The sequence below is a fragment of the Actinosynnema sp. NPDC037264 genome, assembly GCF_055603705.1.
Window position 1 is genome coordinate 86,790 of sequence record NZ_JBVJVK010000014.1, and the last position, 24,088, is coordinate 110,877.

At 71.6% G+C, this 24,088-nt stretch carries 25 protein-coding genes; 19 read left to right on the forward strand and 6 right to left on the reverse strand.

All coding sequences use genetic code 11. From position 1 onward, the window contains the following. Positions 1–85: 85 nt before the first annotated feature. The 5 genes from ACZ7GX_RS18055 (at position 86) to ACZ7GX_RS18075 (ending at position 4,373) form a co-directional block, all read left to right on the forward strand. Positions 86–373 carry a hypothetical protein gene (locus ACZ7GX_RS18055; protein WP_498778012.1) on the forward strand — a complete coding sequence of 96 codons (288 nt, stop codon included), beginning with the start codon at positions 86–88 and terminating at the stop codon, positions 371–373. A 119-nt stretch (positions 374–492) separates the two neighbouring features. Then, a complete protein-coding gene (locus tag ACZ7GX_RS18060; protein ID WP_498778014.1) occupies positions 493–1,164 on the forward strand; it encodes a winged helix-turn-helix domain-containing protein in 672 nt (223 codons plus the stop codon). Continuing rightward, positions 1,164–2,525, forward strand: coding sequence for a sensor histidine kinase (locus ACZ7GX_RS18065; protein WP_498778016.1), 1,362 nt, complete (start codon positions 1,164–1,166; stop codon positions 2,523–2,525). The genes ACZ7GX_RS18060 and ACZ7GX_RS18065 overlap by 1 nt, the downstream gene beginning before the upstream one ends. Beyond that, positions 2,522–2,749: a hypothetical protein gene (locus ACZ7GX_RS18070; RefSeq protein ID WP_498778018.1), complete on the forward strand. Its 228-nt coding sequence runs from the start codon at positions 2,522–2,524 to the stop codon at positions 2,747–2,749. Before ACZ7GX_RS18065 ends, ACZ7GX_RS18070 begins: the two co-directional genes overlap by 4 nt. A gap of 166 nt (positions 2,750–2,915) precedes the next feature. Next, on the forward strand, positions 2,916–4,373 hold the full coding sequence (locus tag ACZ7GX_RS18075; RefSeq protein WP_498778020.1) for a peptide MFS transporter: 1,458 nt from the start codon (positions 2,916–2,918) through the stop codon (positions 4,371–4,373). 161 nt (positions 4,374–4,534) lie between these two features. Here the strand turns inward: ACZ7GX_RS18075 and ACZ7GX_RS18080 are convergent, their stop codons facing one another. Next, on the reverse strand, positions 4,535–6,049 hold the full coding sequence (locus ACZ7GX_RS18080; protein ID WP_498778022.1) for a cellulase family glycosylhydrolase: 1,515 nt from the start codon (positions 6,047–6,049) through the stop codon (positions 4,535–4,537). Positions 6,050–6,814: 765 nt separating this feature from the next. After that, positions 6,815–8,098, reverse strand: a complete 1,284-nt coding sequence (locus ACZ7GX_RS18085) for an ROK family transcriptional regulator (RefSeq protein WP_498778024.1) — start codon at positions 8,096–8,098, stop codon at positions 6,815–6,817. A gap of 285 nt (positions 8,099–8,383) precedes the next feature. Between ACZ7GX_RS18085 and ACZ7GX_RS18090 the strand changes: the two genes are divergently transcribed. The 4 genes from ACZ7GX_RS18090 (at position 8,384) to ACZ7GX_RS18105 (ending at position 11,508) form a co-directional block, all read left to right on the forward strand. Continuing rightward, the gene (locus tag ACZ7GX_RS18090) at positions 8,384–8,833 is read left to right on the forward strand and encodes an HIT family protein (protein ID WP_498778026.1); all 450 of its coding nucleotides are present in this window, start codon (positions 8,384–8,386) and stop codon (positions 8,831–8,833) included. A 66-nt stretch (positions 8,834–8,899) separates the two neighbouring features. Further along, positions 8,900–9,856, forward strand: coding sequence for a hypothetical protein (locus ACZ7GX_RS18095; RefSeq protein WP_498778028.1), 957 nt, complete (start codon positions 8,900–8,902; stop codon positions 9,854–9,856). Between the two features lie 28 nt (positions 9,857–9,884). Next, positions 9,885–10,301 (forward strand): hypothetical protein, encoded by a 417-nt coding sequence (locus tag ACZ7GX_RS18100; protein ID WP_498778030.1) that lies wholly within the window; start codon positions 9,885–9,887, stop codon positions 10,299–10,301. Between the two features lie 325 nt (positions 10,302–10,626). Beyond that, the gene (locus ACZ7GX_RS18105) at positions 10,627–11,508 is read left to right on the forward strand and encodes a carbon-nitrogen hydrolase family protein (RefSeq protein WP_498778032.1); all 882 of its coding nucleotides are present in this window, start codon (positions 10,627–10,629) and stop codon (positions 11,506–11,508) included. A gap of 210 nt (positions 11,509–11,718) precedes the next feature. Here ACZ7GX_RS18105 and ACZ7GX_RS18110 read toward each other — a convergent pair whose 3' ends face one another. Together ACZ7GX_RS18110 and ACZ7GX_RS18115 are read right to left on the reverse strand one after the other, a co-directional pair. Further along, a complete protein-coding gene (locus tag ACZ7GX_RS18110; RefSeq protein WP_498778034.1) occupies positions 11,719–12,276 on the reverse strand; it encodes a hypothetical protein in 558 nt (185 codons plus the stop codon). 375 nt (positions 12,277–12,651) lie between these two features. Further along, a complete protein-coding gene (locus tag ACZ7GX_RS18115; RefSeq protein WP_498778037.1) occupies positions 12,652–13,599 on the reverse strand; it encodes a helix-turn-helix transcriptional regulator in 948 nt (315 codons plus the stop codon). Positions 13,600–13,659: 60 nt separating this feature from the next. On the opposite strand from ACZ7GX_RS18115, the gene ACZ7GX_RS18120 reads away from it, so the two are divergent. Continuing rightward, positions 13,660–14,793, forward strand: a complete 1,134-nt coding sequence (locus ACZ7GX_RS18120) for an epoxide hydrolase family protein (RefSeq protein WP_498778039.1) — start codon at positions 13,660–13,662, stop codon at positions 14,791–14,793. A 128-nt stretch (positions 14,794–14,921) separates the two neighbouring features. Here ACZ7GX_RS18120 and ACZ7GX_RS18125 read toward each other — a convergent pair whose 3' ends face one another. Together ACZ7GX_RS18125 and ACZ7GX_RS18130 are read right to left on the reverse strand one after the other, a co-directional pair. Beyond that, entirely contained in the window at positions 14,922–15,845 is a 924-nt protein-coding gene (locus ACZ7GX_RS18125; RefSeq protein ID WP_498778041.1) for a hypothetical protein, read from the reverse strand. A gap of 23 nt (positions 15,846–15,868) precedes the next feature. Beyond that, positions 15,869–16,747: a DUF418 domain-containing protein gene (locus tag ACZ7GX_RS18130; RefSeq protein ID WP_498778043.1), complete on the reverse strand. Its 879-nt coding sequence runs from the start codon at positions 16,745–16,747 to the stop codon at positions 15,869–15,871. Positions 16,748–17,169: 422 nt separating this feature from the next. Between ACZ7GX_RS18130 and ACZ7GX_RS18135 the strand changes: the two genes are divergently transcribed. The 9 genes from ACZ7GX_RS18135 (at position 17,170) to ACZ7GX_RS18175 (ending at position 24,018) form a co-directional block, all read left to right on the forward strand. Continuing rightward, positions 17,170–17,919, forward strand: coding sequence for a TetR/AcrR family transcriptional regulator (locus ACZ7GX_RS18135; RefSeq protein WP_498778045.1), 750 nt, complete (start codon positions 17,170–17,172; stop codon positions 17,917–17,919). A gap of 91 nt (positions 17,920–18,010) precedes the next feature. Next, positions 18,011–18,415 (forward strand): nuclear transport factor 2 family protein, encoded by a 405-nt coding sequence (locus tag ACZ7GX_RS18140; RefSeq protein ID WP_498778047.1) that lies wholly within the window; start codon positions 18,011–18,013, stop codon positions 18,413–18,415. Next, positions 18,412–18,834, forward strand: coding sequence for a nuclear transport factor 2 family protein (locus ACZ7GX_RS18145; RefSeq protein ID WP_498778049.1), 423 nt, complete (start codon positions 18,412–18,414; stop codon positions 18,832–18,834). Before ACZ7GX_RS18140 ends, ACZ7GX_RS18145 begins: the two co-directional genes overlap by 4 nt. Beyond that, a complete protein-coding gene (locus tag ACZ7GX_RS18150) occupies positions 18,831–19,709 on the forward strand; it encodes an alpha/beta hydrolase (RefSeq protein WP_498778051.1) in 879 nt (292 codons plus the stop codon). The genes ACZ7GX_RS18145 and ACZ7GX_RS18150 overlap by 4 nt, the downstream gene beginning before the upstream one ends. Continuing rightward, on the forward strand, positions 19,706–20,524 hold the full coding sequence (locus tag ACZ7GX_RS18155; RefSeq protein ID WP_498778053.1) for an NAD(P)H-binding protein: 819 nt from the start codon (positions 19,706–19,708) through the stop codon (positions 20,522–20,524). Before ACZ7GX_RS18150 ends, ACZ7GX_RS18155 begins: the two co-directional genes overlap by 4 nt. Positions 20,525–20,615: 91 nt before the next feature. After that, positions 20,616–21,116 carry a SigE family RNA polymerase sigma factor gene (locus ACZ7GX_RS18160; RefSeq protein ID WP_498778055.1) on the forward strand — a complete coding sequence of 167 codons (501 nt, stop codon included), beginning with the start codon at positions 20,616–20,618 and terminating at the stop codon, positions 21,114–21,116. After that, on the forward strand, positions 21,116–22,027 hold the full coding sequence (locus tag ACZ7GX_RS18165; RefSeq protein ID WP_498778057.1) for a hypothetical protein: 912 nt from the start codon (positions 21,116–21,118) through the stop codon (positions 22,025–22,027). Before ACZ7GX_RS18160 ends, ACZ7GX_RS18165 begins: the two co-directional genes overlap by 1 nt. A 195-nt stretch (positions 22,028–22,222) precedes the next feature. Continuing rightward, on the forward strand, positions 22,223–22,867 hold the full coding sequence (locus ACZ7GX_RS18170; protein ID WP_498778059.1) for a hypothetical protein: 645 nt from the start codon (positions 22,223–22,225) through the stop codon (positions 22,865–22,867). Beyond that, positions 22,864–24,018 carry a PrsW family intramembrane metalloprotease gene (locus tag ACZ7GX_RS18175; protein ID WP_498778061.1) on the forward strand — a complete coding sequence of 385 codons (1,155 nt, stop codon included), beginning with the start codon at positions 22,864–22,866 and terminating at the stop codon, positions 24,016–24,018. Before ACZ7GX_RS18170 ends, ACZ7GX_RS18175 begins: the two co-directional genes overlap by 4 nt. The last annotated feature ends 70 nt before the right edge of the window (positions 24,019–24,088 follow it).

Here is a 24,088-nt window from a genome sequence, read left to right on the forward strand (position 1 = left end):
GGTGCAACGCCGATCCGTCCGAGCACGGGAACGGGAACCTAGCCTCGGAGGTGACCGGACCACCGAGCGACGGAGGCGACAGATCGTGATCGACATCGACACCACGGCCGCCCGGGCCATCGACGAGCTGACCGCGGCCACCGGGGTCGGACGTCAGGGTGGACTGCGGATCGCGTGCGCCGACCACGCGGACGACCGCGATTTCGAGTTGTCCATCCAGCCGCACCCGGCGGTCGACGACGTGGTGGTCGTCCGCGACGACGCCCGCGTCTTCCTCGACCCCCGCGCCGCGCGGGCGCTGTCGGGCAAGGTGCTCGACGTGCGCAGGCGCCAGGCGGGCCGGATCCACTTCGGCGTGTACCCCCAGGCTTGAGAGGAACCCGGGCACCACGCACGTGGTGATCCGGGCCGTACCTTCCAATCGGCTTGCGTAGTGCCGCCGCGGCGCGATCCGACGCGGCGGGCCGGCCGCCCTGACCCGACAATCGAGGCATGACGCTCTCCGTGCTGCTCGTCGAGGACGACGAACACATCAGGCAGGCCCTGGGGCTCGCGCTCGACGACGAGGGCTTCGCCGTCACCGACGCGGTGTCCGGCGAAGACGCCCTGGACCTGTTGCGGACCACCACGTTCGACGTGGTGCTGCTGGACCTGATGCTGCCCGGCGTGGACGGCTTGGAGGTCTGCCGAACCCTGCGCTCCCAGGGCGACCTGCCCATCATCATCGTCACCGCTCGCACGGACGCGAGCGACGTGATCGCCGGGCTCGAAGCCGGCGCCGACGACTACGTCACCAAGCCGTTGATGGCCAGCGTGCTCGCCGCCCGCATGCGCGCCCTGTTGCGCCGCACCGGCCGACAGGACGAAGTCCTGCGCCTGGGCGACGTGGAGGTCCAGCCCGAGGTCGGCACGGTGCTGCGGGCGAACACGGAGGTGCACCTGACCCGCACCGAGTTCCGGCTGCTGGTGGAACTGGCCTCGGCGGAGGGCCGGGTGGTCAGCCGCGAGCAGCTGCTGCAGCGGGTGTGGGGCTACGACTACTTCGGCGACACCCGGCTGCTGGACGTGCACATCCGTCGCCTGCGCCGCAAGGTCGAGCACGACCCCGACGACCCGAAACTGATCGTCACCGTGCGCGGCGTGGGCTACCGGGCCGGCCTCTGATGCTCCGGCTGTCGTTGCGGTGGCGGGTCGCCCTGGTCCTCGGCGCCGGTTCGCTGCTGCTCACCAGCGCGATGGCGGTGCTGGTGTGGAACCTGGCCTCGGGGTACATGCTGCGCCAGCGCGAGCAGAGCGCCACCCGGCAGGCCGAGGTCAACGTCCGGCTGGTCGACGAGGCCCTGCGCACCGGCTCCGACGCGCTCGAAGAGCTGCTGACCGGCCTGACCACCGGCCCCGACTCCACCGTCCTGCTCTACCGGTCGGGTCAGGTGCTCACCAGCGGCCGGCAGATCGATCCGCAGGTCCTGCCCGAGGAGCTGGTCGACCTGGGCCGCCGCGGCGTACCGGCCTCGCAACGACTCGTCGTCGACGGCATCCCGGTGCTGGCGGTGAGCCTGCCGATCAGCTCCACCGACGCCGCCTACGTCGAACTCGCGCCCCTGGTGCAGCTGGACAGCACCTTCCGCTTCCTCAGCATCCTGCTGATCACCGGAACCGTGGCCAGCGGGCTGCTGGGCGTCGCGCTGGGCTCGTGGGCCAGCGGCCGCGCCCTGCGTCCGCTGACCGAGCTGACCAGGGCCGCGTCCCGCATCGCGGGCGGCGACCTCAAGGCGCGCCTGCCCACCCAGACCGACCCCGACCTGGCGCACCTGGCCACGACGTTCAACTCCACCGCCGACGCGCTGGAGGAACGGGTGCTGCGCGACGCCCGCTTCGCCGGCGACGTCAGCCACGAGCTGCGCTCACCCCTGACCACCATGGTGAACGCGGCCGAAGTGCTCCGCCGCCGCCGCGCCGAGATCCCCGGCACCGCAGGCCGCGCCCTGGACCTGCTCACCTCCGAGGTCGACCGGTTCGCCCGCACGGTCGTGGACCTGCTGGAGATCTCCCGCGCCGACCAGCAGGCCGACGACACCGACCTGGAGCTCATCGACCTCGCGTCGTTGGTCGACAACGTGCTGGAGTCCCGTCCCGGCACCGAGGTCCCGGTCCGGACGGAACCCCCCGGCCCCCGGGTCCTCGGTGACCGCCGCCGCCTGGACCGGGTGGTGAACAACCTGCTCGACAACGCCGAGCGCCACGCCGGTGGAGCGGTGCGCGTCGCGGTCCGGTCCCACGGCGGCCGCGCCAGGCTGGAGGTCGACGACACCGGGCCGGGCGTGCCGCCCGAGCTGCGCGACCGCATCTTCCACCGCTTCGACCGCGGCACGCGGGCGGGCAGCCGCGGCACCGACACCGGCAGCGGCCTCGGCCTGGCCCTGGTCGCCCAACACGTCCACCGGCACGGCGGCGCGGTGTGGGTCGAGGACAGCCCCGGCGGCGGCGCCCGCTTCGTCGTGGAGCTCCCGGAGGCACGCCGGTGAAGACCTCCCCCGCGCTCGGACTGACCGCGTGCGCGGTGCTCACGCTCTGCGGCGTCCTCACCGCCTGCGGCGTCACCGCGCAGGACGAGCCGCAACCGCTCACGACCTCCACGGTGGCGCCCGTGCACACGCCGACCGTCACCCAACGTCCGGACCCCACGGCCCCCGCACCTGCCTCGTCGACGACCGCGACGACGCCGGTCCCGGCCACGCCGACCCGCTGACCTTACGTGCCGCGGCGACCTTGCGGTTGCCTTGCGAGGTCCGCCCGGCCGTTTAACGCCTCGTCACCCGGGAACGCTCGGACGGGAGCGGTGCCGCTCCACCACGGCGACAGCGCGCACCGCGAGTGCGCCCCAAGGCCCACCTCGGCGAAGGAAGGGGCAGGCGATGAGCGTGGCGTCACGGCAGACCGGGGACCGGGGGTTCTTCGGACATCCGCGAAGCCTCGCGCACCTCTTCGGCGTGGAGATGTGGGAGCGGTTCTCGTTCTACGGGATGCAGGGCATCCTGACCATCTACCTCTACTACTCGGTGGTCGAGGGCGGGTTGGGACTGCCGGAGGCCACGGCGACGAGCATCGTCGGCGCCTACGGCGGGGTGGTGTACCTGTCGACGATCGTCGGCGCCTGGGTGGCCGACCGCCTCGTGGGATCCGAACGCGTCCTGTTCGGCAGCGCGGTCCTGATCATGTTCGGACACGTCGCCCTGGCCCTGGTGCCCGGTTTCCTCGGCGTCGGAATAGGGCTGTGCGCGGTCGCGCTGGGCAGCGGAGGGCTGAAGGCCAACGCGACGGCCATCGTCGGCTCGCTGTACGCCGAGGGCGACGAACGGCGTGACGCCGGGTTCTCCCTGTTCTACCTCGGGGTGAACGTCGGTGCGTTCACCGGGCCGCTGCTGACCGGCCTGGCCCAGGAGGAACTGGGCTTCCACTACGGCTTCGGGCTGGCCGCCGTCGGCATGGCGATCGGGCTCGCCCAGTACTCGTTCGGCCGGCGGAAACTCCCCGAGGGGGTGAACGTCGTGCCGAACCCGCTGCCTGCCGGCCGCCGGCCGTTGGTGGCAGCGGGCGCCGTCGCGGTGGTGGCCGCCGTGGTCGCGCTGGTGGCGACCGGTGTGGTGCGGCCGGACAACCTCGCCACCACCGCGGTCGTGGTGATCCTGGTGGCGGCGCTGGCCTACTTCGCGGTCATCCTGTCCAGCAAGAAGATCACGGGTGTGGAACGCAGGCGGGTGGTCGGCTTCATCCCGATGTTCCTCGCCAGCTTCGTCTTCTTCGCGCTCTTCCAGCAGCAGTTCACCGTCGTGGCGATCTACGCCGACCAGCGGCTGGACCGCACGTTCTTCGGCTGGGAGATGCCGGTGTCGTGGGTGATGGCGATCAACCCGATCTTCATCATCGTGCTCGCCGGGGTGTTCGCGGCCCTGTGGACCAAGCTCGGCCCGCGGCAGCCGCCCTCGCCGGTCAAGTTCGCGCTCGGCACGGTGTTGATGGGGGTGGCGTTCCTGCTGTTCCTCCCGGTGGCCGGTGGCGCCGCCAACACGACACCACTGCTCGCGCTGGTCGTCATCCTGCTGGTGTTCAGCGTCGCGGAACTCCTGCTCTCACCGGTCGGGCTGTCGTTGTCGACCAAGCTCGCACCCGCCGCGTTCCGCACGCAGATGGTGGCGTTGAACTTCCTGTCGATCGCGCTCGGCACCGCCACGGCGGGTTCGCTGGCCAAGTACTACAGCGTGGACGACGAGGCTCCGTATTTCGCGTTCGTGGGCGGCACGGCGGTGGTGTTGGGTGTCGTGCTCGCGGTGGCCAGTCCTCACATCCGCAAGCTGATGAGCGGCGTCCGCTGAGCCGGGAGCCGACGACGGCGTGGTGACGTCGGACCTGAGCGCCCACATCGTCGCCGTCGTGCCGGGCTTGCCCGGTGCAGGCATGGGGTCGGTCTCCTCGCGGGGTCGGCCGGCCCGCCGGAAAAGGCAGCGGGCCGGCCGGGTCTCGACTGATGCGGGGGTTACGGCGTGACCGAGAGCAGGTGGGCCTTGAAGCCCTCGCCGACACCGGGCTCGGGCGTGCCGGCCCAGTCCTTGATGAGCACCGCGCCCGTGGTGCAGCCCCACGGGGTCCAGGTCCAGGCGAGGTAACCGATGTGGTTCGCGTCGGCCCAGTCCGCCAACCGCTCCATGTAGTCGTAGCCGCAGTTGTCCTGGCCGAACTCGCCGAGCACGACCGGCACCTGTTGGGCGACCGGTGCGATCTGGGTGTCCCAGCAGGTCTCGGTGACGCAGGCGTTGAAGCTGTAGGCGTGCCACGACGCGGCGATGTTGTTCAACGGGTCGGTCGGCTTGTGCGCCAGCCACTCCCGCATGTCGTTGGCCCACTCCAGGCCGCCCAGCATGAGGACGTTGGTCGCGCCGGTGGCGCGCACGGCGTCGACCAGGTCCTGCATGCCGGCGGTCTCGTAGGAGATGCCGGTGCAGGCGCCCCCGTCCCGCCAGCACTGCCAGCCCAGGGTCTTGTCCCAGTTGGCGGCCATCTCGGGGTACGGCTCGTTGAACAGGTCGAAGACGACGGCGTCGTTGCCCTTGAACGCGGTCGCGACGCCGGCCCAGAACTGCGGCGCGTACTTCGCGTCCGGCATCGGCTTCTGGCACAACGCGTGCTCGTCCTTGCAGTGCCAGTCGGGACCGGTCGTGTAGGCGCCCCAGGTCCAGTGCAGGTCGAGGATCACGTTGATGCCGTTGGCGACCAGCAGGTCGACGTAGTCCTTGACGGCCTGCTGGTAGGTGGCGCCGCCGGGCGAGCCGTGGACGCCCAGCCAGCACTCCTCGTTGAGCGGGACCCGCACCGCGTGGATGTTCCAGGTCTTCATCGCGTCCACCGACGCCTGGTCGACCGGACCGCCGTCCCACATGCCCTTGCCCTGCACGCAGGCGAACTCGCTGCTGGAGCGGCTGACCCCGAGCAGCCGGTACGGCACGCCGTCCGCCGTGACCAGCTTGTTGCCGGTCACGTGCAGTTCCGGCGCCGGCCCGTCGACGGGCGGAGTGGTGGTCGTCGTGGTGGTCGTCGTCGTGGTCGGGTCGACACCGGTGCACGCGGCGCCGTTCACGGCGAAGCCCGTCGGCTTGGCGTTGGCGCCGCTGTAGGAGAAGTTCGCTCCCGCCGACACGCTGCCCTTCGCGGCGATGGTGCCGTTCCAGCTCGCGTTGGTCACGGTGATCTGCTTGCCCGACTGCGACCAAGAGCCGTTCCAGCCGTGTTGCAGGGTCTGGTTGCCGGCGTAGGAGTAGGTCAGCGTCCAGCCGTCGACCGCCGACGAGCCGAGGTTGGAGATGGTGACGTTCGCGCCGAACCCGCTGCCCCAGTCGTTGGTGGTGTAGTCGACTCGGCAGGCGAACGCCGCGTCCGCGCTCCCGCCGCTCGCCCACGACCCACCGGCCGCTGCCACCAGGGCCGTGCCCGCGATGGACACCACGGCGCCCAGCGCGGCGATCGAGGCACGACGTTTTCTGGTTTTCTCGAACATCTGCACTCCTTTGTGCGAGTGACACCTGGTCCGCCACCGTGTGGTCCGGAAGCGGTTTCCGCAGACGGAAGAAGAGGGACGCCCGGTCGAAGATGGCTGTTCCCGACCGCGCGCCCACCGACGAGAACGAGCAGGAAGGGCCGACGGGGCGGTGGCACCGGAATCGACGGCCTTGTTCCGCAGCACCCTTTGACAGCCGAGGGCGGTGCAGCGATCAGCCGAACCGGAGTCCGACGAGCGGCCGTGAAGAAGTCGACTCCAGCACGCGGGGACGCGGCAGAGCGACCGGCCGGGAGGCCCGATCGGTGCCCTCACCGGGGACTGGATCGGATTCCGCGGTGACGGAGCGGTAGCCGATCCAGCGCCACAGGGCGTCCACTCGTCCGCCGGCAGGCACTTCCGGGTCGGCGACGACCTCCGGCACGGCGCCTCCGGCTAAGCGCGAGCGCCGGCCGTCCTGCGGGTTCGAGCGCGTCATGGTGGCCCACTTCCTCGTCGATCAGCGGGGAGTCGGAGCCCTCAGATAGTTACTCAGGTAGGTGAACTAAGTCAACTCCACCGGCGTACCAGGAGGTGGCACCTGCCTAGGGGAAGCCGCTTGAGCGGGATATACCCGCAGGTCAGCGCTTTGTTAGGCAACTTGAAATGCGGAACTGGAGCGACGAGCGTGGTCGCCTTGATGCTCGGCGCAGGACCCGCGATCGAGGACACCGGCCGTGACGTCACCGCAGTGCGCGGACGTGCCGCGTCGGTCCGGCCCTGCGGTCAGGTCTGCGCTGCTTCCCTCTCGGTTCGACCGCCACCCGCTCGGGCGGGCGCCGGCCGCGCCCCGCCCTCGGAGCGGCCGTCACCGGGGATCAGCTCGCTCTGCAGCACGAGAACCGCCCCGCCGATCGCCGCCGCGTCCGATCCGTTGACCGACGGCATCACCCGCACCGGGTGCGCCTCCCGGGCGAACACCCGACGGTCCAACTGCTCCTGGATCACCGCCTGGTAGATCGAGCCCGCCACCGCGAAGCTCTGCCCGGACAGCACGATCACGTCCAGGTCGAACAGGGTTGCCAGGGAGACCGCGGCATGACCGATGTAACGCGCCGACCGCTCGACGAGTTCACGGGCGTCCGGGTCGCCGGCGTTGGCCGCCGCCACGATCCGGGCGAACTCGGTGAGGAAGTCGTCACCGGTCGGGTCGAGCGCCAGTCGTCGGGCCAGTGCCGGGATCGCCAACGCCTGCCGGACCAGCGCCGACGGGCCGGCGAAGTTCTCCAGGCAGCCGACGTTGCCGCACGGGCACTCATCACCGTGCACGTCGACCGAGATGTGGCCGATCTCCGCGCTGTTCGACGAGCTGCCCCGGTACACCTCGCTGGCGACCACCACCCCGCCGCCGATCCCGGTCGCCATGTAGATGCAGCCATAGGCGCTGCGCGGGTCCACCGCGCCCATCCAGTACTCACCGATGGCGGCCGCCGCGGCGTCGTTGTCGAGCAGCACCGGCAAGCCCAGGCTCTCCTCGAGACCTCGCGCGACGGGGTAGCCGTGCCACTCCGCGGTGGGGTACGGCGTCAGAAGCACACCCGCACGCCGGTCCTGCGGGCCGTAACTGACCAGGCCGGCCCCGAGCACCTTGGCGCGCTCGACGGCCGCCGTCGCCAGCAGGGCGTCCACCTGCGCCGCCACCATCGGCAGCGCCCGCTCCGGCGGCATCGACGCCACGCCCTGGAACGAGGTCCGGGCCACCGGCCGCCCGGCCAGGTCGACGACCACGATGACGCAGGTGTTGCGCTCCAGCTGGATCCCCACGCTGTAGCGGGCCTGCGGGTTCAGCTGGACCAACGTGCGCGGCTTGCCCCCCGTCGGCGCACCACGACCGGCTTCGACGACCAGACCGTCGCCCAGGAGCTCGCGCACGACCTCGGAGATCGTCGCACCGGTGAGACCGGTTGCCGTCGCGAGCTCCACCCGGCTGATCGAGCGCGCCGCCCTGATCACGTCCAGGACCAGCCCGCGCGTCTTCGGCCGGTTCGCCCAGACCGGGCTCCTCGCCACGGTTCCCTCCCAGTCCCAGCTTCGTCGGACCACATCATCCATCGGGCTCATCCGGGCCGTCGTCGATCACGGTCCGCCGACAACCCCACCTAGCAGCACGTTTAGCTATCATAACGAACTTAATAAAGCACGGGCACGCGGCCGACCCGGCGGAGACGACCGGGCGGCGGCACGCGGGGTCGGACGCCGTCAGCGCTCTTGCACGCTCACCTCAGACGGATCTACGTCTTCTTCGTGACCGAGACCAAGTAGCACCCGCCTGGGTGCACCGGGACCATTGCGCGCATGACAGCGAACGCGCCATCGGCGGCACAGGGGTGCGTCTTCTGCGCCATCGTGGCGCGACAGGCCGAGGCCAGCGTGGTGCACGAGGACGAGACCGTCGTGGTCTTCATGGACCTGAACCCCGTCACGCCGGGCCATCTGCTCGTCGTGCCACGCAAGCACGCGGCGGGCCTCGAAGACCTCGACGGAGCCACCGGCGCCCACGTTTGGTCGGTCGGTCACGACATGGCGCGAGCCTTGCGCCGCTCGAACCTGCGCTGCGAGGGGATCAACGTCCTCCTCTGTGATGGCGAGGCCGCCTTCCAGACGGTCTTCCACTTCCACCTTCACGTGATCCCCCGTCACGCCGGAGACGGCTGGACCCTCAAGGCCGATCCGCCGGAACGCGAGAGGTCGCTCCTCGACCGCGACGCGCAAGCGGTCAAAGACGCCATCGCGTCGCCGGACTGACCGGTCACGTCCGCTCATGCCACCGAGCGACCAGCGGGCCGTGACCGAGCTGGGATGATGTCGGTGATGAGCACTCAAGCGGAAAGTGACCAGGCGAGCCTTCGGCAGCGGTTGGAGGCGTTGAAGCTGCCGGTCGTGTCGCTCCGACGTCACGGCTTCGTGATGCCGGCAGATCCGGGCGCGATGATGCGGGAACCCGAGGCAGTAGGCGTGGGTCCCGACGGTACGGCCTTCGCCGTGTGGCCTCACCGCGATGGCGGCAACCGGAAACAGGTGACCTGGCACGTTGGCGGCCGGCGGAGAGTTGTCGGAGCCGTCGACGTCGAGACCGACCTACAGGTGCGTTTCGTGCAACCGCTGCCCGGGGAGCGCGTTCTACTGGTGGCTGCCCGGGCCGGCAGGTTCGGCGAGGTCAACGCGGAGGTGTGGACCAGCAGCGGCGAGCTCGCGCACAGCGGTCACCTCGGTGACGCGATCGAGGAGCTGCTGACCACACCCGAGGGCAAGGTTTGGGTCGGGTACTTCGACGAGGCGATGGGCGGGAGTGGGCCGGAGGGGCACGGGCTCGCCCGCTTCCGGGGAGACCTGACCGCCGAGTGGCTCTATCCGCTGGATGCCGGTCTGCCCTACATCTCCGACTGCTACTCGCTCAACGTCGAAGGTGAGACCGCCTACTTCTGCCCTTACACCGAGTTCCACGTCCTGTCCGCTACCGGCTCGCAGGTGACCGATTGGGGACCCTCCCCGTGCGAGTCGGCTCACCACCTGCTGCGACGCGGTCCGGACCTCGCTCTTCTCCGCGGCACGGGCCCCGAGTACGACGTCGCGACGTTGCTGCGGATCAGCCGCGACGGGGTGCACCAGGAAGGCGGGCGATGTCGTGTGGTCCTGCCCGACGGCATGGAGGCCCGCCGATTGCGTTACACCGGCAGAGGCGATGTGCTGCACGCCTTCCTCCGATCGACCTGGTACTCCATAGACCTGGACGGTCTGGGCGCGGCAGCGGGCCGCCCCGGCGCGTAGTCGGCACAGCGTCACGGATGATCCAGCGGTGAACGCGACGGCCCGGAGCTTGCGGTTGATCGGGTACTGGCTCGGCCCTGAGGCGCCCGGGTGGCCCGATGTCCGGTCGTTCGTCGATCCCTCACCCGATGCCGCGCTGCGCGATCGCGTGGTGGCATACCTCCGCGGCGGGAGCGTGTTCGTCGCTGCCGCGGGCACGTCGGCATGTCGTCTCTGCGGGCGGATGAACGGTAGTGCGGAGCTGACCGACGGCGTTCGCTTCGTCTGGCCCGAAGGGCTCCCGCACTACGTCGAGGCCCACAACGTCAGGCTGCCGGCCGAGGTCACCACGGCGATGGACGTCGTCCCACCGCCGGTCGACGTCGCCGAGTTCGAGCGCCGCCTGCTCGACACGCACGAGTTGATCATCGACGCGGACTGGTGGCGAGACCTCAGCGGAAGCTGACGTCCGGGCGTTGACCCGATCACCTCGTCTCGCTAATGTCGGATCCGGCGTGGCCCACGCCCCACCTCCATCGACTGTCCCCAGCACAGTCCTGGCCGGAGGCAAAGGGACTTCTCGTCTCGGGTCGCTGTCGTAGTCCGTCCGTCTCGGGCGTGGTGGTCGCCGGGGGACCGTCGTCCGGGATCCGGAAGGCCCTCTCATGACAGCGAACCGGAATTTCAAGCGCAAGGTCCGAGCCCGCGCGGCCAAGACCGGGCAGTCCTATTCGACTGCCCTGCGACACTTCCGCCTGGGTCACTTCCGGCCGACTCCGACACGAGAAGCCATGCCGGAATCCGACCACGTGCGGCTGGCCGTGGCCCAGACCACCATGCGCAGCGAACCTCGTGACAGCGCCGAGTTCCGCGCCGGCGGGCGCGACATCCGTCGGATGATGAGTGAGGCGCACGACGCGGGTGCGACGCTCGTGCACTTCCCCGAAAGCGCGATCTGCGTTCCCGACAAGTACATCCTGTCCGGTGGCGACCCGGCCGAGGCCGGGCCGGCGAACTGGGACCTGTTCGCCTGGGGCGCGCAGCGGCAGGAGCTGACCGCGATCGCGGCACTGGCCGGGGAACTGGGGCTCTGGACCGTGCTCGGCTCAACCCATCGCCTGACCTCGCCCCACCGTCCGCACAACAGCCTGTACGTGATCTCCGACCAGGGGCGGCTCGTCACGCGGTACGACGAGCGCATGTTGTCGAACACCAAGATCACCTACATGTACACGCCCGGATCGAGCCCGCAGACGTTCACCGTCGGCGGTCTGCGGTTCGGGCTCCTGCTCGGGATGGAGGTCCACTTCCCCGAGCTGTTCCTCGAGCAGGAACGGCTCGACGTCGACTGCGTCCTGTTCTCGACACACGGGCCGGGTGAGCGGCCCGACGACGGGACGTTCGCCGCCGAAGCGCGGGCGCATGCGGCCGCCAACCGCTATTGGGTCAGCTACGCGGGGCCGACGTGGGGCGTGCCATCCGGCGTGATCTCCCCGACGGGGCACTGGGACGCCCGGTGCCCCGAGGTCGGGAGGCCCGGACTGGCACTCGTCGACCTCGACAGCAGTCGGGAGAACGGCGCACGGCGGTGGAGGCGCACCGCGCGATCGGGGATCTATGAGCCGCACTTCGTCCCCGAAGACCGCAGGAGCAACGACGTCCACTCGTTCTAGAGGTCCTTGCAGAAGCCGCCACGGGAAGATCCAACCGGCCGCCACCGGAAGGGACCGTCAGCGCCGCTATCCGCTCATGCCGATGTCAGGACGTCCGAAAGCTCGTGATCCGGCCTGTGTTGAGGCTTCCGCCAGAGGAGTTGGTACGACTGCGCTCGGTCGAGGTTCGAACGAGGGTCGGCAACGCACTCTCATGGCGCTGATCGGCCGTCACGGCGCAGCGGGGCGGTCGTGCGGCGGGTCGAGCGATTTCCACGTGAGTTCGGGCAGTGGGCCACTGGTGATGTCGAGGTCCGCGCGGGCACGGGCGTAGAACTCGTTGCGCAGTCGCATGGCACTGCGGTAGGCGTCGGCGAAGGAGGACGAGTCGGGGTCGTCCTCGCGCAGGATGTGCTCCAGCCGCCACACCTGCTCGCTCCACGTTCGTGCGGCGGCGATGGTCGTCGGCTCGCCGAGGAGCAGGACGGTCTCCCACCGCGCGGCTCGTTCGGTCTCCGCCTCCGCGAGGGCCGTGAACGCGGAGTCGAGGTCGATGGGCTGACCCGTGGACAGCAGCCCCTTGGTCTCCGCGATCCGGCGGCACAAGCGGACCATGTGCTTGACCGCGTTGGCGTACTCCGAATACGCGACGAGGCGTTTGTCGTCCCACCGGGCGGACTGCGCTCGTCGCCAGCGGATCCGCTCGGTAGCGGACGTGACGACGAACGTCGCGGCTGAGCCGAGCAGGACACCGACGATGGTCAACACCTGCGCAACAATCGGGTTCACGGATCCCAGCCTGCCGGCTCTCCGGACGACTCAGGCGCTCATCCAACGGCAAACGGACGCCGACCCGAACCGTCGGCACCGGGCCGCCCCTCGACCGGTGTGGTGCAGCGGGCAACGCACGGACATGCCGATGTGAGTGCGGCGGATGGTGGCCGGATGGCACTTGAGGTGGTTGGAGAGGCGCGCCGCGTGGCTCGCAGGGAACCGCGGCGCCGTCCTGCCGGCCGCTGGTATGTGCGACGACAGGTGCGCGCGGTAACGCGAGGAGCGTCTCGAACTCTGAGGACCTGGGCGGCGGGGCTCAGGACGCCACCGGTGTCGTGGGCGGGGCTCTTCGCGCCTTTCTAGGACGACGCCCCAAGGTGGGCTCCCTGGTCAGGCGCGGGCGTAGCGGTCGGCGAGGGTGTGCAGCAGCGGCCTGAGTTCGCTGGGCGACTCGACGGTGAAGTCCATGCCCAGCATGCCGATGTAGGCGGCGATCGTGTCCAGTGAGTCGGCGCCGGTGACGAGGACCGAGGTGGTGTCGTTGACGGTCTCGACCACGCCGACGCCCGGGTGGATCAGGTCGAGGACGGCTTGCGCCGGTGCGTCGACCCGGAGGCGTGCGTGCACCTGCCAGCCCGTGAACGCGACACGGCGCATGGTGAAGCTCGTGTAGTCCTCGTCGGGCAGGACGGTGAGGGCGAACCGGCGGTGGGTGCGCATGCGTGGCGTGATCCAGTCCGCCCGGTAGACGTCCCACTCGCCGCTGGACGGGTCGCGGGCCACGAGGTACCAGCGTCGCTTCCAGGCGAGCAGGCGGTAGGGCTCGACGAGCAGCGAGGTGTCCCGGTAGTCGAAGCGGAACCACTCGACGTCGTGGATCGCGGTCGCGATGGTGCGCAGCACGGCGGGGTCGACCTCGGGGTCCGGGGCGTCGGTGTCGGTGTTCTCCGGCGCGTGGTCGACGACCGAGGCCAGCGCCTCCACCGTCGGACGCAGGCGTGGCGGCAGGACCTGTTCGAGCTTGGCCAGCGCGCGGGCGCTGGAGGTCTCCAGCCCGGCGATGCCGCGGCCGGCGCGCAACCCGATCGCCACGGCCACCGCCTCCTCGTCGTCCAGGAGCAGCGGGGGTAGCTTGCCGCCCGCTCCGAGCCGGTAGCCGCCCGTCGCGCCGCGGGTGGCCTCGACGGGGTAGTCCAGCGTGCGCAGGCGCTCCACGTCGTTGCGGATGGTGCGGGTCGTGACGCCCAGCCGCTCGGCGAGTTCGGTGCCGCTCCACGACGGGCGTGACTGGAACAGCGCCAGGAGCGCGAGGAGTCGCGCCGATGTGTCCGCGGTCACCGCGACCACCTCCGCCTTATAGGAACGAACCTTTCCTATAGGCACTCTAACGTCTGTGCCATGACGAACACGGAGATCCGCCCCTTCCGCATCGAGGTCACGCAGGCCGAGCTGGACGACCTGACCGGTCGCCTCGACCGCACCCGCCTGCCGCAGCCGGCGCCGGGCGACACCTGGGAGCACGGCACCCCCAACCACTACCTGCGGGAGGCCGTGGCGGCGTGGCGCGCGTTCGACTGGCGCGCCGCCGAGGAGCGCATCAACGCCCACCCGCACTTCGTCACCGAGATCGAGGACCAGCCGATCCACTTCATCCACGTCGAGTCGCCGCACGAGGGCGCGACGCCGCTGCTGCTCGCGCACACCTACCCCGGCTCGTCGGTCGACTACCTCGACATGATCGGCAGGCTCACCGACCCCGTCGCCCACGGCGGGCGCGCCGAGGACGCGTTCCACGTCGTCGTGCCGGACGCGCCCGGCTTCGGCTTCTCCAACCCGGTCACCGAACCGGGCTGGACCACCGCCCGCGTGGCCCGCGCCTACGACACCCTCATGCGCAGGCTCGGCTACCAGCGCTACGGCGTCCACGGCTCGGACAACGGCGCGATGGTCGCCCGCGAGCTCGGCATCCTCGCCCCGGAGGGTTTCCTGGGGTTGCACGTGCTGCAGCTGTTCTCCTTCCCGTCGGGCGACCCCGCGGAGTTCGAACGACTCGAACCGCAGGACTACGCCGGTCTGGAGCACATGCGGTGGTTCCAGAAGGTCGGCGGCTACAACACCATGAACGCCAGCAGGCCGCAGACGGTCGCGGCCGGGCTCAGCGACTCGCCGGTCGGGATGCTCGCCTACAGCGAGCTGTTCAACTCCTTCGGCAACGGCACGTCCCTGGTGCCGTTGGAGACCATCCTCACCGAGGTGTCCGTCAACTGGTTCGCGAACGCCGCCGCGGGCATGACCCGGTCCTACTTCGACAACGCGGCCGCCCCCGCCGACGAGCCCGCCCCGGTGAACGCCTCCCCCACCGGCGTGGCGGTGTTCGCCGACGACTTCCAGACCATCAAGGTGTTCGCGGAACGGGACAACTCCAACATCGTGCACTGGAGCCGGTTCGAGAAGGGCGGCCACTTCGCCGCACTCGAAGTCCCGGAGATCGTGGTGGACGACATCCGGGCGTTCTTCACCGCGCTGCGGTGACCTCCCGGCAACGGCCTCCCCACCCCGCGGATGCCGCACATGCCCCTCGCATGTGCGGCATCCGGCGTTCGGGCCCGGGTCGGTCGGTGGATGCCCGATTCGCAGCGGGCCCGGGGGGCGTCGCGGGATCAGAGCCAGCCGCGCTGCTTGGCGGCCAGGGCCGCCTGGAAGCGGGTGCTCGCGCCGGCCCGGGCCATCAGGTCCGCCACGTGGCCGCGGAACTTGCGGACCGAGACGTGCAGCGAGCGGGCGGCCGATTCGTCGGTGTCGTGGTGGGCCAGGGCGTGCAGCACCCTCCGTTCGATCGGGGACAAGGGGTGGTCGTCGAGGTCCCGCGCGCGCGACCACGTGCCGTCGAAGACGTCGACCAGCATCGCGACCAGGCCGGGCTGGCGGATCTGCAGCACGCCTCCCGCGTGCTCCGCCGGGTCGGCCCGGACGAACGCGACCGCGCGGTTGACCAGGACGAGGTGGCGCACCGGCTCGGTCGTGACGCGGTGCCGGTCGCCGACCGCGTGCCACTTGCGGACGTGGTCGTACCGGCCCGGGTCCTCCAGGGCGTCGGCCGGCACCAGCGTCCGGCTGCGCAACCCGCGCGCCAGCAGGCCGGCGAACGGCGTGCCGGTCCCGTCGTCGTGGACGCCGTCGCGCACCCGGGCGAGCTCGCCCGGCTCGTCGGCCAGCAGGCCCAGGACGCGCCGCACCGCGGCCGAGCCGTCCGGGACGTGCTCGACCAGGTGCACGGGCCGGCCGCTGCGGTGCTCCTCGCTCAGCTCGGTGAGCACGTCCCACGCCCGGGTCAGCCCGGCCAGCTGCCGCCGCGTCCGCTCCAGGCGGTGGCGCACCAGCAGGTCGACCGCGACCGCCGGCTCCACCGCGGTCGCCGCGTCGTCCACCAGGCCCAGCGCGCGCAGCTGTGCGGCGACCGCGCTGGCGTTCGGCATGAGCAGCTCGGCGCCCGCGCTGTCCACATCGGACGTGCGGCTGCGCAGCAGGTGGCGGTACAGCCGTTCCTGGTCCGCGGTGAGGCCGAGGTCGAGCAGGCCTGTCATGGTTCCCCCTCCCCGGAGCCGGCCTAGCGCCGGGGCCCGTAGGTCAGGCGCCGCAGGACGGACTCGGCCGGGCCGGGCCGGGTGGGCGACACCGCGGCGACCAGCACGGCGACGAGCCACACCGCGACCGCGACGACCACGCCGACCAGGGTCGGGCTCGCGAACCGCTCGTCGAGGGCGAGGGTGAACGGCGCCAGCAGCACCAGCCACGCCACCGACTGGAACAGGTACCCCGACAGCGACCGCCGCCCCAGCGCGGCGAGGGCGCCGACGACCCGGCCGGACGGCGTGACCCGCATGGCGAGCAGGCCGAACACCGCCACGTAGCCCGGACCGGCGAACATCCCGCTGCCGCCGTGCAGCAGCAGCACCAGCTCCGCCGTCGACTCGTCCACGTGCAGCCAACCCGCGCCCACCAGTGCGGCCGGGAGCCCGCCGGCGACCGAGAGGCCGATCCCGACGACGGCGGTCCACCGGAGCACGGCCACGTGGCGCGCCGGCTCCTCCAGCACGCGGCGGCGTCCGGCCCACATGCCCAGCCACGAGATCAGGACGAACGGCAGGGCGGTCGCGGTGTGCACCGGCCACTCGCCGAGCCGGTCGAGCAACGACGTGAGGTAGTCGGGCGCGACGAGGGACGCGACGTGGTCCACGGGCAGCGGGGCGGACCCGGTCGACCCGAGCACGCCGCCGAGCGCGACGACGGCGATCACGACGACCTCGACCGCGGCCACCGCCCAGATGACCAGCGCGATCCGGTGGAACTTGTCGCCGCGGCGCAGCAGCGCCAGCGTCATCACGAGACCGACGATCCCGTACGCGCCGAGGAAGTCGCCGTAGTACAGCAGGGTGCCGTGCACGAGTCCGAACGCGACGAGCCACGCGTTGCGGCGCACGAGCACCGAGCGGACCTCGCCGGCGTGGCGCCGGAGGCCGCCTGACGGCGGGCGAGCTGGACGAGCCCGTAGCCGAACATCACCGCGAAGACCGGGTAGCCGCGGGCGTGGGCGAGGTCGAAGAGCAGGAAGGTGAGACTCCGGTCGACCCCCTCGGGCGCCGGGTCGAGGCCCGGCTCTCCCGCGAAGACCACGCCCGCGGCGTTGGCCAGCGCGATGACTAGCAGCATCACGCCCCGGGCCAGGTCGGCGCGAGGGCCCGTTCACCGGGCCGGACCGGACCCCTGGTCGTGCGTGGCGCGGCGTCGAACCTCATGCGTTCCCCCAGGTTGTGATTGGCCAGCATTAGTGTGCCCGACAAAGTATCAGGTGCAAACTAATTGCTTCTGGCATGATGGGGCGAAATCGGCCGAAGTGGACACGAGGGCATGGCGAGCGAGGACTTCGTTCCGGCGGCGTTGCGCCGGTTGTGGCGGATGTCCGAGCCCTCGCGCCTCGGGCGGCGACCGGCGCTGGACATCGACCGGGTCGTCACGACCGCGGTGGAGATCGCCGACCGCGACGGTCTCGGCGGCGTGACCCTGCCCAAGGTGGCCCAGGCGCTCGGCTTCACCGGCATGTCGCTCTACCGGCACGTCGGCTCGAAGGACGAGCTGCTCGTGCTCATGGCCGACCACGCGCTCGGCCCGCCGCCCGAACCGGCCGGCGAGGACTGGCGCGACGGACTGCGCGACTGGGCGTTCGGCCAGCGGGCGATCTTCCGGCGCCGGCCGTGGCTCGTGCAGGTGCCGGCGTCCGGACCGCCCTCCGGGCCGAACCAGGTCGCCTGGATGGAGGCCGCCCTGGTGGTCCTGGCCCGGACCGGCCTGGACTGGCCGCACAAGCTCGGCGTGCTGTCCCTGGTCGGCGGGTACGTGATCCACTCCGCCCGCCAGGACGGCGAGTTCACCGCGGCCAGGGCCGAGGGCCAGGAGCAGGCCGAGGCCGAACGCGACTGGGCGGTGGCCCTGGCCCGCCTCGTGCAGGGCGGCCGGTTCCCGGAGACCGCACGGCTGTTCTCGTCGACGTTGTTCTCCGCGCCGCCGGTCGTCGCCGGCGTGGACATGGCCGACGCCGACTTCTCACTGGGCTTGGACCTCATCCTGGACGGCGTGGCCGCGCGGATCGCCCGCACCTGACCGCGCGACGGTCCTCCGTGCACGATCCTGCACGGACTCCTGCAACCGCTCGCTCTTCCGCGCGACCGCCGGTGATCGACATCCTGGCGTCATGGACCGATCCGACGTCATCGACACCTGCACCGCCATGGCCTGGCACGCCGACCACCGCGAGTGGGACCGGCTCGGCCGGGTGTTCGCCGACGAGGTGACCCTCGACTACACCAGCCTCAACGGCGGCGAACCGGTCACCCTGACGCCCGCGCGGATCATCGAGGGCTGGCGGGCCGGGCTGGGCGCCTACGCGGCGACCCAGCACCTGCTCGGCAACCAGCTGGTGACCGTCACGGGCGACACCGCGGTGTGCACCGCCACCGTCCAGGCCACCCACCGCAAGCCCGACGGCGCCCTGTGGACGCTCGGCGGCTTCTACCGCTTCGACCTGGTCCGCACCGGCGAGGGCTGGCGGATCGGCGGCGTGGTGCTGACGGTGGCGTGGAGCGAAGGTGAGCGGTGAGGCCGGCGGTGATCGCGGGCGTGGCCGCCGCCGTCCTGGTGGCCGGCGCGGCGGCGCTCGTGGCCGGTGACGACTTCCTGCGCGCGGTCGTCACCGACGCCGTCCACCCGGTTCCCCCGACGACCGCCTCGGTCGACACCCTCGACCCGGCGGCGCGGCGCTACCTGGACGCCGTCGCCGCAGGGGACGCCGACGCGGTGGCCGCCGCGTTCACGCCCGACGCCGTGGTGGTGGACGTCGGGCGGGAGATCCGCGGCCGGGACGCGATCCGCGCCTGGGCCGAGGCCGAGGTGGTCGGCGGCGCCTACACCCTGCTCGACCACGGCCCGCGGCCCGGCGGCGCGGGCGGTTTCCGCGCCGACTACGGCTTCGACATCACCGACGGCCTGATCACCAAGGCAACCCTGGAGTACGCATGAACAAGGTCACCTTCGACAGCGACGGCGTGACCCTCACCGGCAACCTGTTCCTGCCCGACGGCGTCGAACGGGCGCCCGGCGTGGTGGTCGCGGGCACGTGGACCAGCGTCAAGGAGCTGATGGCCGACCGCTACGCGCGGCGCCTGGCCGACCGCGGCTACGCGGCCCTGTCGTTCGACTTCACGGGCTTCGGCGAGTCCGCGGGCGAGCCGCGGGACGTGGAGGACCCGGCGCGCAAGGTCCGCGACATCCACCACGCGGTCGGCTTCCTGGCCGCCCACCCCGCCGTCGACGGCGACCGGCTGGGCGCGCTGGGCATCTGCGCCGCGGCCATGTACATGGCGGACAACACCGCCCGCGACCCCCGCGTGAAGTCCCTCGCCCTGGTCGCACCGTGGCTGCACGACGCGGCGATCTGCGAGGTGGCCTACGGCGGCGCGGACGCGGTCGCGGAGAAGATCAAGATCGGCCGCGAGGCGCGCTCCCGCTACGACGAGACGGGCGAGATCGACTACGTGCCCGTGGTCAGCGCCACCGATCCCCGGGCCGCCATGCCCTACGACATCGACTTCTACCTCAACCCGGACCGCGGCGGCATCCCGTCGTGGCCCAACCGGTTCGCCGTCATGTCCTGGCCGGACTGGCTCACCTACGACTCCATCGCCCTCGCGCCGCGGATCACCCGGCCCACCCTGCTCGTGCACAGCGAGGACGCCGCCATCCCCGACGGCGCCCGCCGCTTCCACGCCGGACTGGCCGGTCCCGCGGACATCCTGTGGACTCAGGGCACGCAGTTCGACTTCTACGACCAGGAGCACCAGGTGACGCTGTCGGCCGACACCGCCGCCGCCCACTTCGGGAGGACGCTGCGATGATCCTCGTCACCGGAGCCACCGGCAACGTCGGCGGCGAGGTCGTCCACGCGCTGGCGCGGGCCGGCGCACCCGTGCGCGCCCTGGTGCGCGGACCCGTCGAACTGCCGGTCGAGCAGGTCGTCGGCGACCTGGACCGGCCGGACTCCGTCGACCCCGCGCTCGACGGCGTCCGCGGCGTCTTCCTGCTGCCCGGTTACCGCGACATGCCCGGACTGCTCCGCCGGATCGCCGCCGCCGGGGTCGAGCGGGTGGTGCTGCTGTCCAGCCAGGCCGCCGTGGCCACCGACACCGCCAACGCCGTGTCGGCCTACATGGTCGAGTCGGAGGCGGCGGTCCGGGAGTCCGGTGTGGACTGGACGTTCCTGCGGCCGGCCGCGTTCACGTCGAACGCCCTGCGGTGGCTGCCCCAGCTGCGCGCGGGCGACGTGGTGAGCGACGCGTTCGGCGACGTGCCCATCGCGTCGGTCGACCCGGCCGACATCGCGGCCGTGGCCGTCGCGGCGCTGCTGGAGCCGGGTCACGAGGGCCGTGCCTACCCGCTGAGCGGGCCCGAGGCGCTCCTGCCCGAGGACCGGGTGCGGATCCTGGGCCGGGTGCTGGACCGTGACCTGCGCTTCAAGGCGTTGGGTGACGACGAGGCCAGGGAGCGGATGAGCGCCACCACGCCGCCCGAGTACGTCCGGGCGTTCTTCAGCTTCTACCGCGACCGCACGATCGACGAGACGACCGTGCACCCCACCGTGGAGCAGGTCACCGGCCGGCCGCCCCGCACGTTCGAGCAGTGGGCCACCGCCCACGCCGGGCTGTTCCGCTGAGCGGTTTCGTGATCCTTCCTTCGTCGGGCAACCTCGGGGCACACGGGGTGCGTTCCTGGTTGTGTAGAGGCACGACACAGGAGGTCACCGAGTGAAACGGTCCGAGGAGAACGCGTACCGCGAGTACGTGACGGCTCGGATGGAGTCCATGCGGCGCGCCGCGTACCTCCTGTGCCGGGACTGGCACACGGCGGACGACCTCGTGTCGATCACCATCAGCAAGCTGTACCGGCACTGGCCGAGGGTCGGCCGGACGGCCGGCATCGACGCGTACGTCCGCAAGGCGCTGCTGCGCACCTGGTTGGACGAGAAGCGGAGGCCGTGGCGTCGGGAGCAGTCCGTGGAGGAGCCGCCCGAGCTGCCGACGGCGGCCGAGTTCGCCGTGGTCGACCGGGCCCAGCTGCTCGACCTGCTCGACGGGCTCCCGCCGCGGCGGCGGGCCGCCGTCGTGCTGCGCCTCTACCTCGACCTCTCGGTGGAGGAGACCGCCGAGATCCTCGGCTGCTCGGTGGGCACCGTGAAGAGCCAGACCGCGCGGGGGCTCGACACGTTGCGTACGGGCGCGGCGCAGGCGACCAGGGAGGGGTACTGATGGACAAGCAGCTGTTCGACGACGCGATCGGGGAGGTGCCGCCGTCCACGGTCGACGTGGACGCGGTCATCGCCCGCGGCCGCCGCGCGGCCCGGCTTCGCCGGGTGGCGAACCCGGCGGTCGCGGCCGGGGTGGCCGTCGTGGTGCTGACCGGCGCCGTCGCGTACACGCTGACCAGCGGTGACGGTGGGGGCACGCCGGTCGGTGGGCCGCCGGGCACCACGACCACGGCGTCGCCGTCCTCGACCACGCAGCACCAGCCGGCCGGCTCGAAGGTCGGCACGCCGTCGGTGGACACGGTGGACGTCAAGGTGCCACCGCCCCAGTGCGGGGGCAGGCTGGAGCCCGCGGCCGAAGCAGCCGCGCGGCTGACCCAGGCGACGACGGACGCGGTCAAGGCACAGCGGCCGGACCTGGAGCTGTCGGCCAACCCGGCGGGCGACTACCCGGCGGGCACGCCACACGGGCCGCTCGACTACCACCAGCTGAACCCGACCGACCCGGGTGTCGAGGTGTCCATCTGCGACACCAACGCCACCTTCGAGGCGTGGGCGACCACGACGACGGCCGACGGGAGCGGGAACATCTTCGTCCTCATGGAACCGACCTGGCACGACGGCCTGGGCCCCCTGTGCGACTACCCCGGCCTCGGGATCCGGATCTTCTGCGTGACGGAGACCGGCCCCCGTGGGGAGGAGATCATCAAGCAGACGGCGGACATGGGGGGCGGCATCACCATGCACCAGGTGCTGGTCCACCGGGAGGACGGCACGCGGGTCCTCGTCCAGGCCGAGAACGTCGGCACCTCCGGCAAGTCCGGTAACGCGCCGACCGCGTCGAAGCCGCCGCTGACCCTCGACCAGCTGGTCGCGATCGGCGTCGACCCGGAACTGACGATGTTCCCGGGCTAGCGCCCGCGCTCGACGACGTCGCGGAGAGGGGCGAGGTCGGGGTCGAAGGACGGTGGTCTGCCGCCGGCCTTCGGCCCCTTGGCCTGCGGGCACTCCGCCATGCGGCGGGTGTGCGGCGTGCCTACAGTACGGCGAGTGCTTCCCAGGGGGCCGCCGCGTCCCAAGGGGGCCGCGTCGGGCCGAGAGGAGTCGCCGGTGGCCACTGGTGCGCAGGAGCCCGAGGCCGGGTGGGTGCCGGTCGAGCACCGCGTCCTCGGGCTCGACCGGCGGACGTTCACGCCCGCCTTCGTCGTCCTGGTGATCTCGTTGGGGCTGATCTACGGGCTGCCGGCGCTCAACGCGGCGATCCCCTGGCACAACGAGATCCGGGCCGGTGACGTGCTGGACCTGGGTGAAGGCGCGACGGCGGTGCCGCCGGTCGGCTGGCACCTGGAGAGCGGCACCCTGGTCGGCGAGGGGCAGGAGAACCCGGTCGGGCTCCAGGCGCTGCTGGCCTCGGGCGGGGCGACGGTGGAGCTGCGGGGCGCCGCCTTCAAGGGCGCCGCGGAGCAGTTCCTCGACCAGGTCCAGCGCTCGCAGGGCGACGACGTGCCCGGCGTGGGCGGGTCCCGCGCCACGCTGACCACCGACGCGGGTGTGGTGGGCGTCGCGCAGAGCTCCACCGGCCCGAGCGGCGACGGGCTCGACGTGGCGTTCAAGGTGGCCGTCGGCGCGGACGGGTCGGCCGAGGTGGCACCCGCGCTGCTGGTCCGGGTCCGCACCTCGCCGGGCCAGTTCGAGCGCTACCGGGGCGCGGTGGCGGCGTTGCTGCGCAGCATCACGCCCGGAGACCGACGATGAGCGACGTCGCCGCGGGCAAGGCGGCACAGCTGGCCGCGATCGAGCAGTCCGGGTGGGGCCTGCCGTTCCGGTTCCTCCAGCCGCACAACGCGGCGTTCTGGGTGTACGTGCTCGGTGTCGGCGGCGGTGCGCTGACGATGCTGCGCTACTTCGGCCAGGGCGGCGGGTTCTACGCGCCGGCGCTGACCGGGGGCGTGCTGCTGTTCGGGCTCTACCTGGTGCCTTGGCTGCTGCTCCTGCGCCACCACAACCGCTACACCCGCCAGCCCGCGGGCCTGTTGGCGACCGGGTTCGCCTGGGGCGGGGTGGCCGCGACGTTCTGGATCGCCCTCCCGGCCAACACCGCGTTGCTCGACATCTGGGCGAAGGTCGGCGGCACCGGGTTCGCCGCCGACTGGGCGGCCGGGCTGAGCGCGCCGATCAGCGAGGAGCTCGGCAAGGCGCTCGGGCTGGTGCTGCTCATCGGTCTGGCCCCGCGTTTGGTCCGCAACGCCTACGACGGGTTCATCATCGGCGCGTTCATCGGCCTGGGGTTCGAGGTCTTCGAGGACGTGCTGTACGTGTTCAACGGCGCGACGCAGAGCTTCGGCGTCGACCAGTTCAGCTCGTCGCTGCAGGTGTTCCTCCTCCGGGGCGCATCCGGGATCGTGTCGCACGCGTTGTTCAGCGCGATCTTCTGCACCGGCCTGATGTGGGTGCTGGGCCGTACGCCCGGCGAGCGCAACGTGCCGCGCGGCATCCTGGCCATGCTCACCGCGATGGTGTTCCACTTCGCGTGGGACGACCTGGCGGGCCTCAGTGGCGCCGGCGCCCTGTTCGTCGTCCTGCTCCCGCTCGTCGTGGTCGTCGAACTGGCCACCCTGTTCTCCGTCCTGCGGCACGCCGCACGGCGGGAACGCGCCTGGATCCGGGACCTGCTCGAACCCGAGCTCGCGACCGGAGCCGTCGACCCGCCTCTGCTCGACGCCGTCAGCGGCCTGCGCAAGCAACGCAAGGCCTACCGCAAACACCTGCACAGCCGCCGCCGGGCACGACACCTGATCGAGGGGGCGCAGGACCTGGCCCACGAGATCGCCCGCGCACGCGGTGAGGAAACGCCCCACGTCGCCCGCGCCCGAGCCGAACTCCTCCGCCTCCGCACCATCCCCTGACCCGACCCGCCCGCACGACGGAACCTGCACGGCGACCACGTCCGGGTCCGCAGCCACGAGCAACCGGTCT

What these genes read in the sequence shown, in the direction of transcription:
- ACZ7GX_RS18060 (WP_498778014.1), top strand. Translation starts at nt 493, where the DNA reads ATGACGCTCTCCGTGCTGCTCGTCGAGGACGACGAACACATCAGGCAG.
- ACZ7GX_RS18065 (WP_498778016.1), top strand. Translation starts at nt 1,164, where the DNA reads ATGCTCCGGCTGTCGTTGCGGTGGCGGGTCGCCCTGGTCCTCGGCGCC.
- ACZ7GX_RS18075 (WP_498778020.1), top strand. Translation starts at nt 2,916, where the DNA reads ATGAGCGTGGCGTCACGGCAGACCGGGGACCGGGGGTTCTTCGGACAT.
- ACZ7GX_RS18080 (WP_498778022.1), bottom strand. Translation starts at nt 6,049, where the DNA reads ATGTTCGAGAAAACCAGAAAACGTCGTGCCTCGATCGCCGCGCTGGGC.
- ACZ7GX_RS18090 (WP_498778026.1), top strand. Translation starts at nt 8,384, where the DNA reads ATGACAGCGAACGCGCCATCGGCGGCACAGGGGTGCGTCTTCTGCGCC.
- ACZ7GX_RS18095 (WP_498778028.1), top strand. Translation starts at nt 8,900, where the DNA reads ATGAGCACTCAAGCGGAAAGTGACCAGGCGAGCCTTCGGCAGCGGTTG.
- ACZ7GX_RS18105 (WP_498778032.1), top strand. Translation starts at nt 10,627, where the DNA reads ATGCCGGAATCCGACCACGTGCGGCTGGCCGTGGCCCAGACCACCATG.
- ACZ7GX_RS18120 (WP_498778039.1), top strand. Translation starts at nt 13,660, where the DNA reads ATGACGAACACGGAGATCCGCCCCTTCCGCATCGAGGTCACGCAGGCC.
- ACZ7GX_RS18125 (WP_498778041.1), bottom strand. Translation starts at nt 15,845, where the DNA reads ATGACAGGCCTGCTCGACCTCGGCCTCACCGCGGACCAGGAACGGCTG.
- ACZ7GX_RS18135 (WP_498778045.1), top strand. Translation starts at nt 17,170, where the DNA reads ATGGCGAGCGAGGACTTCGTTCCGGCGGCGTTGCGCCGGTTGTGGCGG.
- ACZ7GX_RS18140 (WP_498778047.1), top strand. Translation starts at nt 18,011, where the DNA reads ATGGACCGATCCGACGTCATCGACACCTGCACCGCCATGGCCTGGCAC.
- ACZ7GX_RS18150 (WP_498778051.1), top strand. Translation starts at nt 18,831, where the DNA reads ATGAACAAGGTCACCTTCGACAGCGACGGCGTGACCCTCACCGGCAAC.
- ACZ7GX_RS18155 (WP_498778053.1), top strand. Translation starts at nt 19,706, where the DNA reads ATGATCCTCGTCACCGGAGCCACCGGCAACGTCGGCGGCGAGGTCGTC.
- ACZ7GX_RS18165 (WP_498778057.1), top strand. Translation starts at nt 21,116, where the DNA reads ATGGACAAGCAGCTGTTCGACGACGCGATCGGGGAGGTGCCGCCGTCC.
- ACZ7GX_RS18175 (WP_498778061.1), top strand. Translation starts at nt 22,864, where the DNA reads ATGAGCGACGTCGCCGCGGGCAAGGCGGCACAGCTGGCCGCGATCGAG.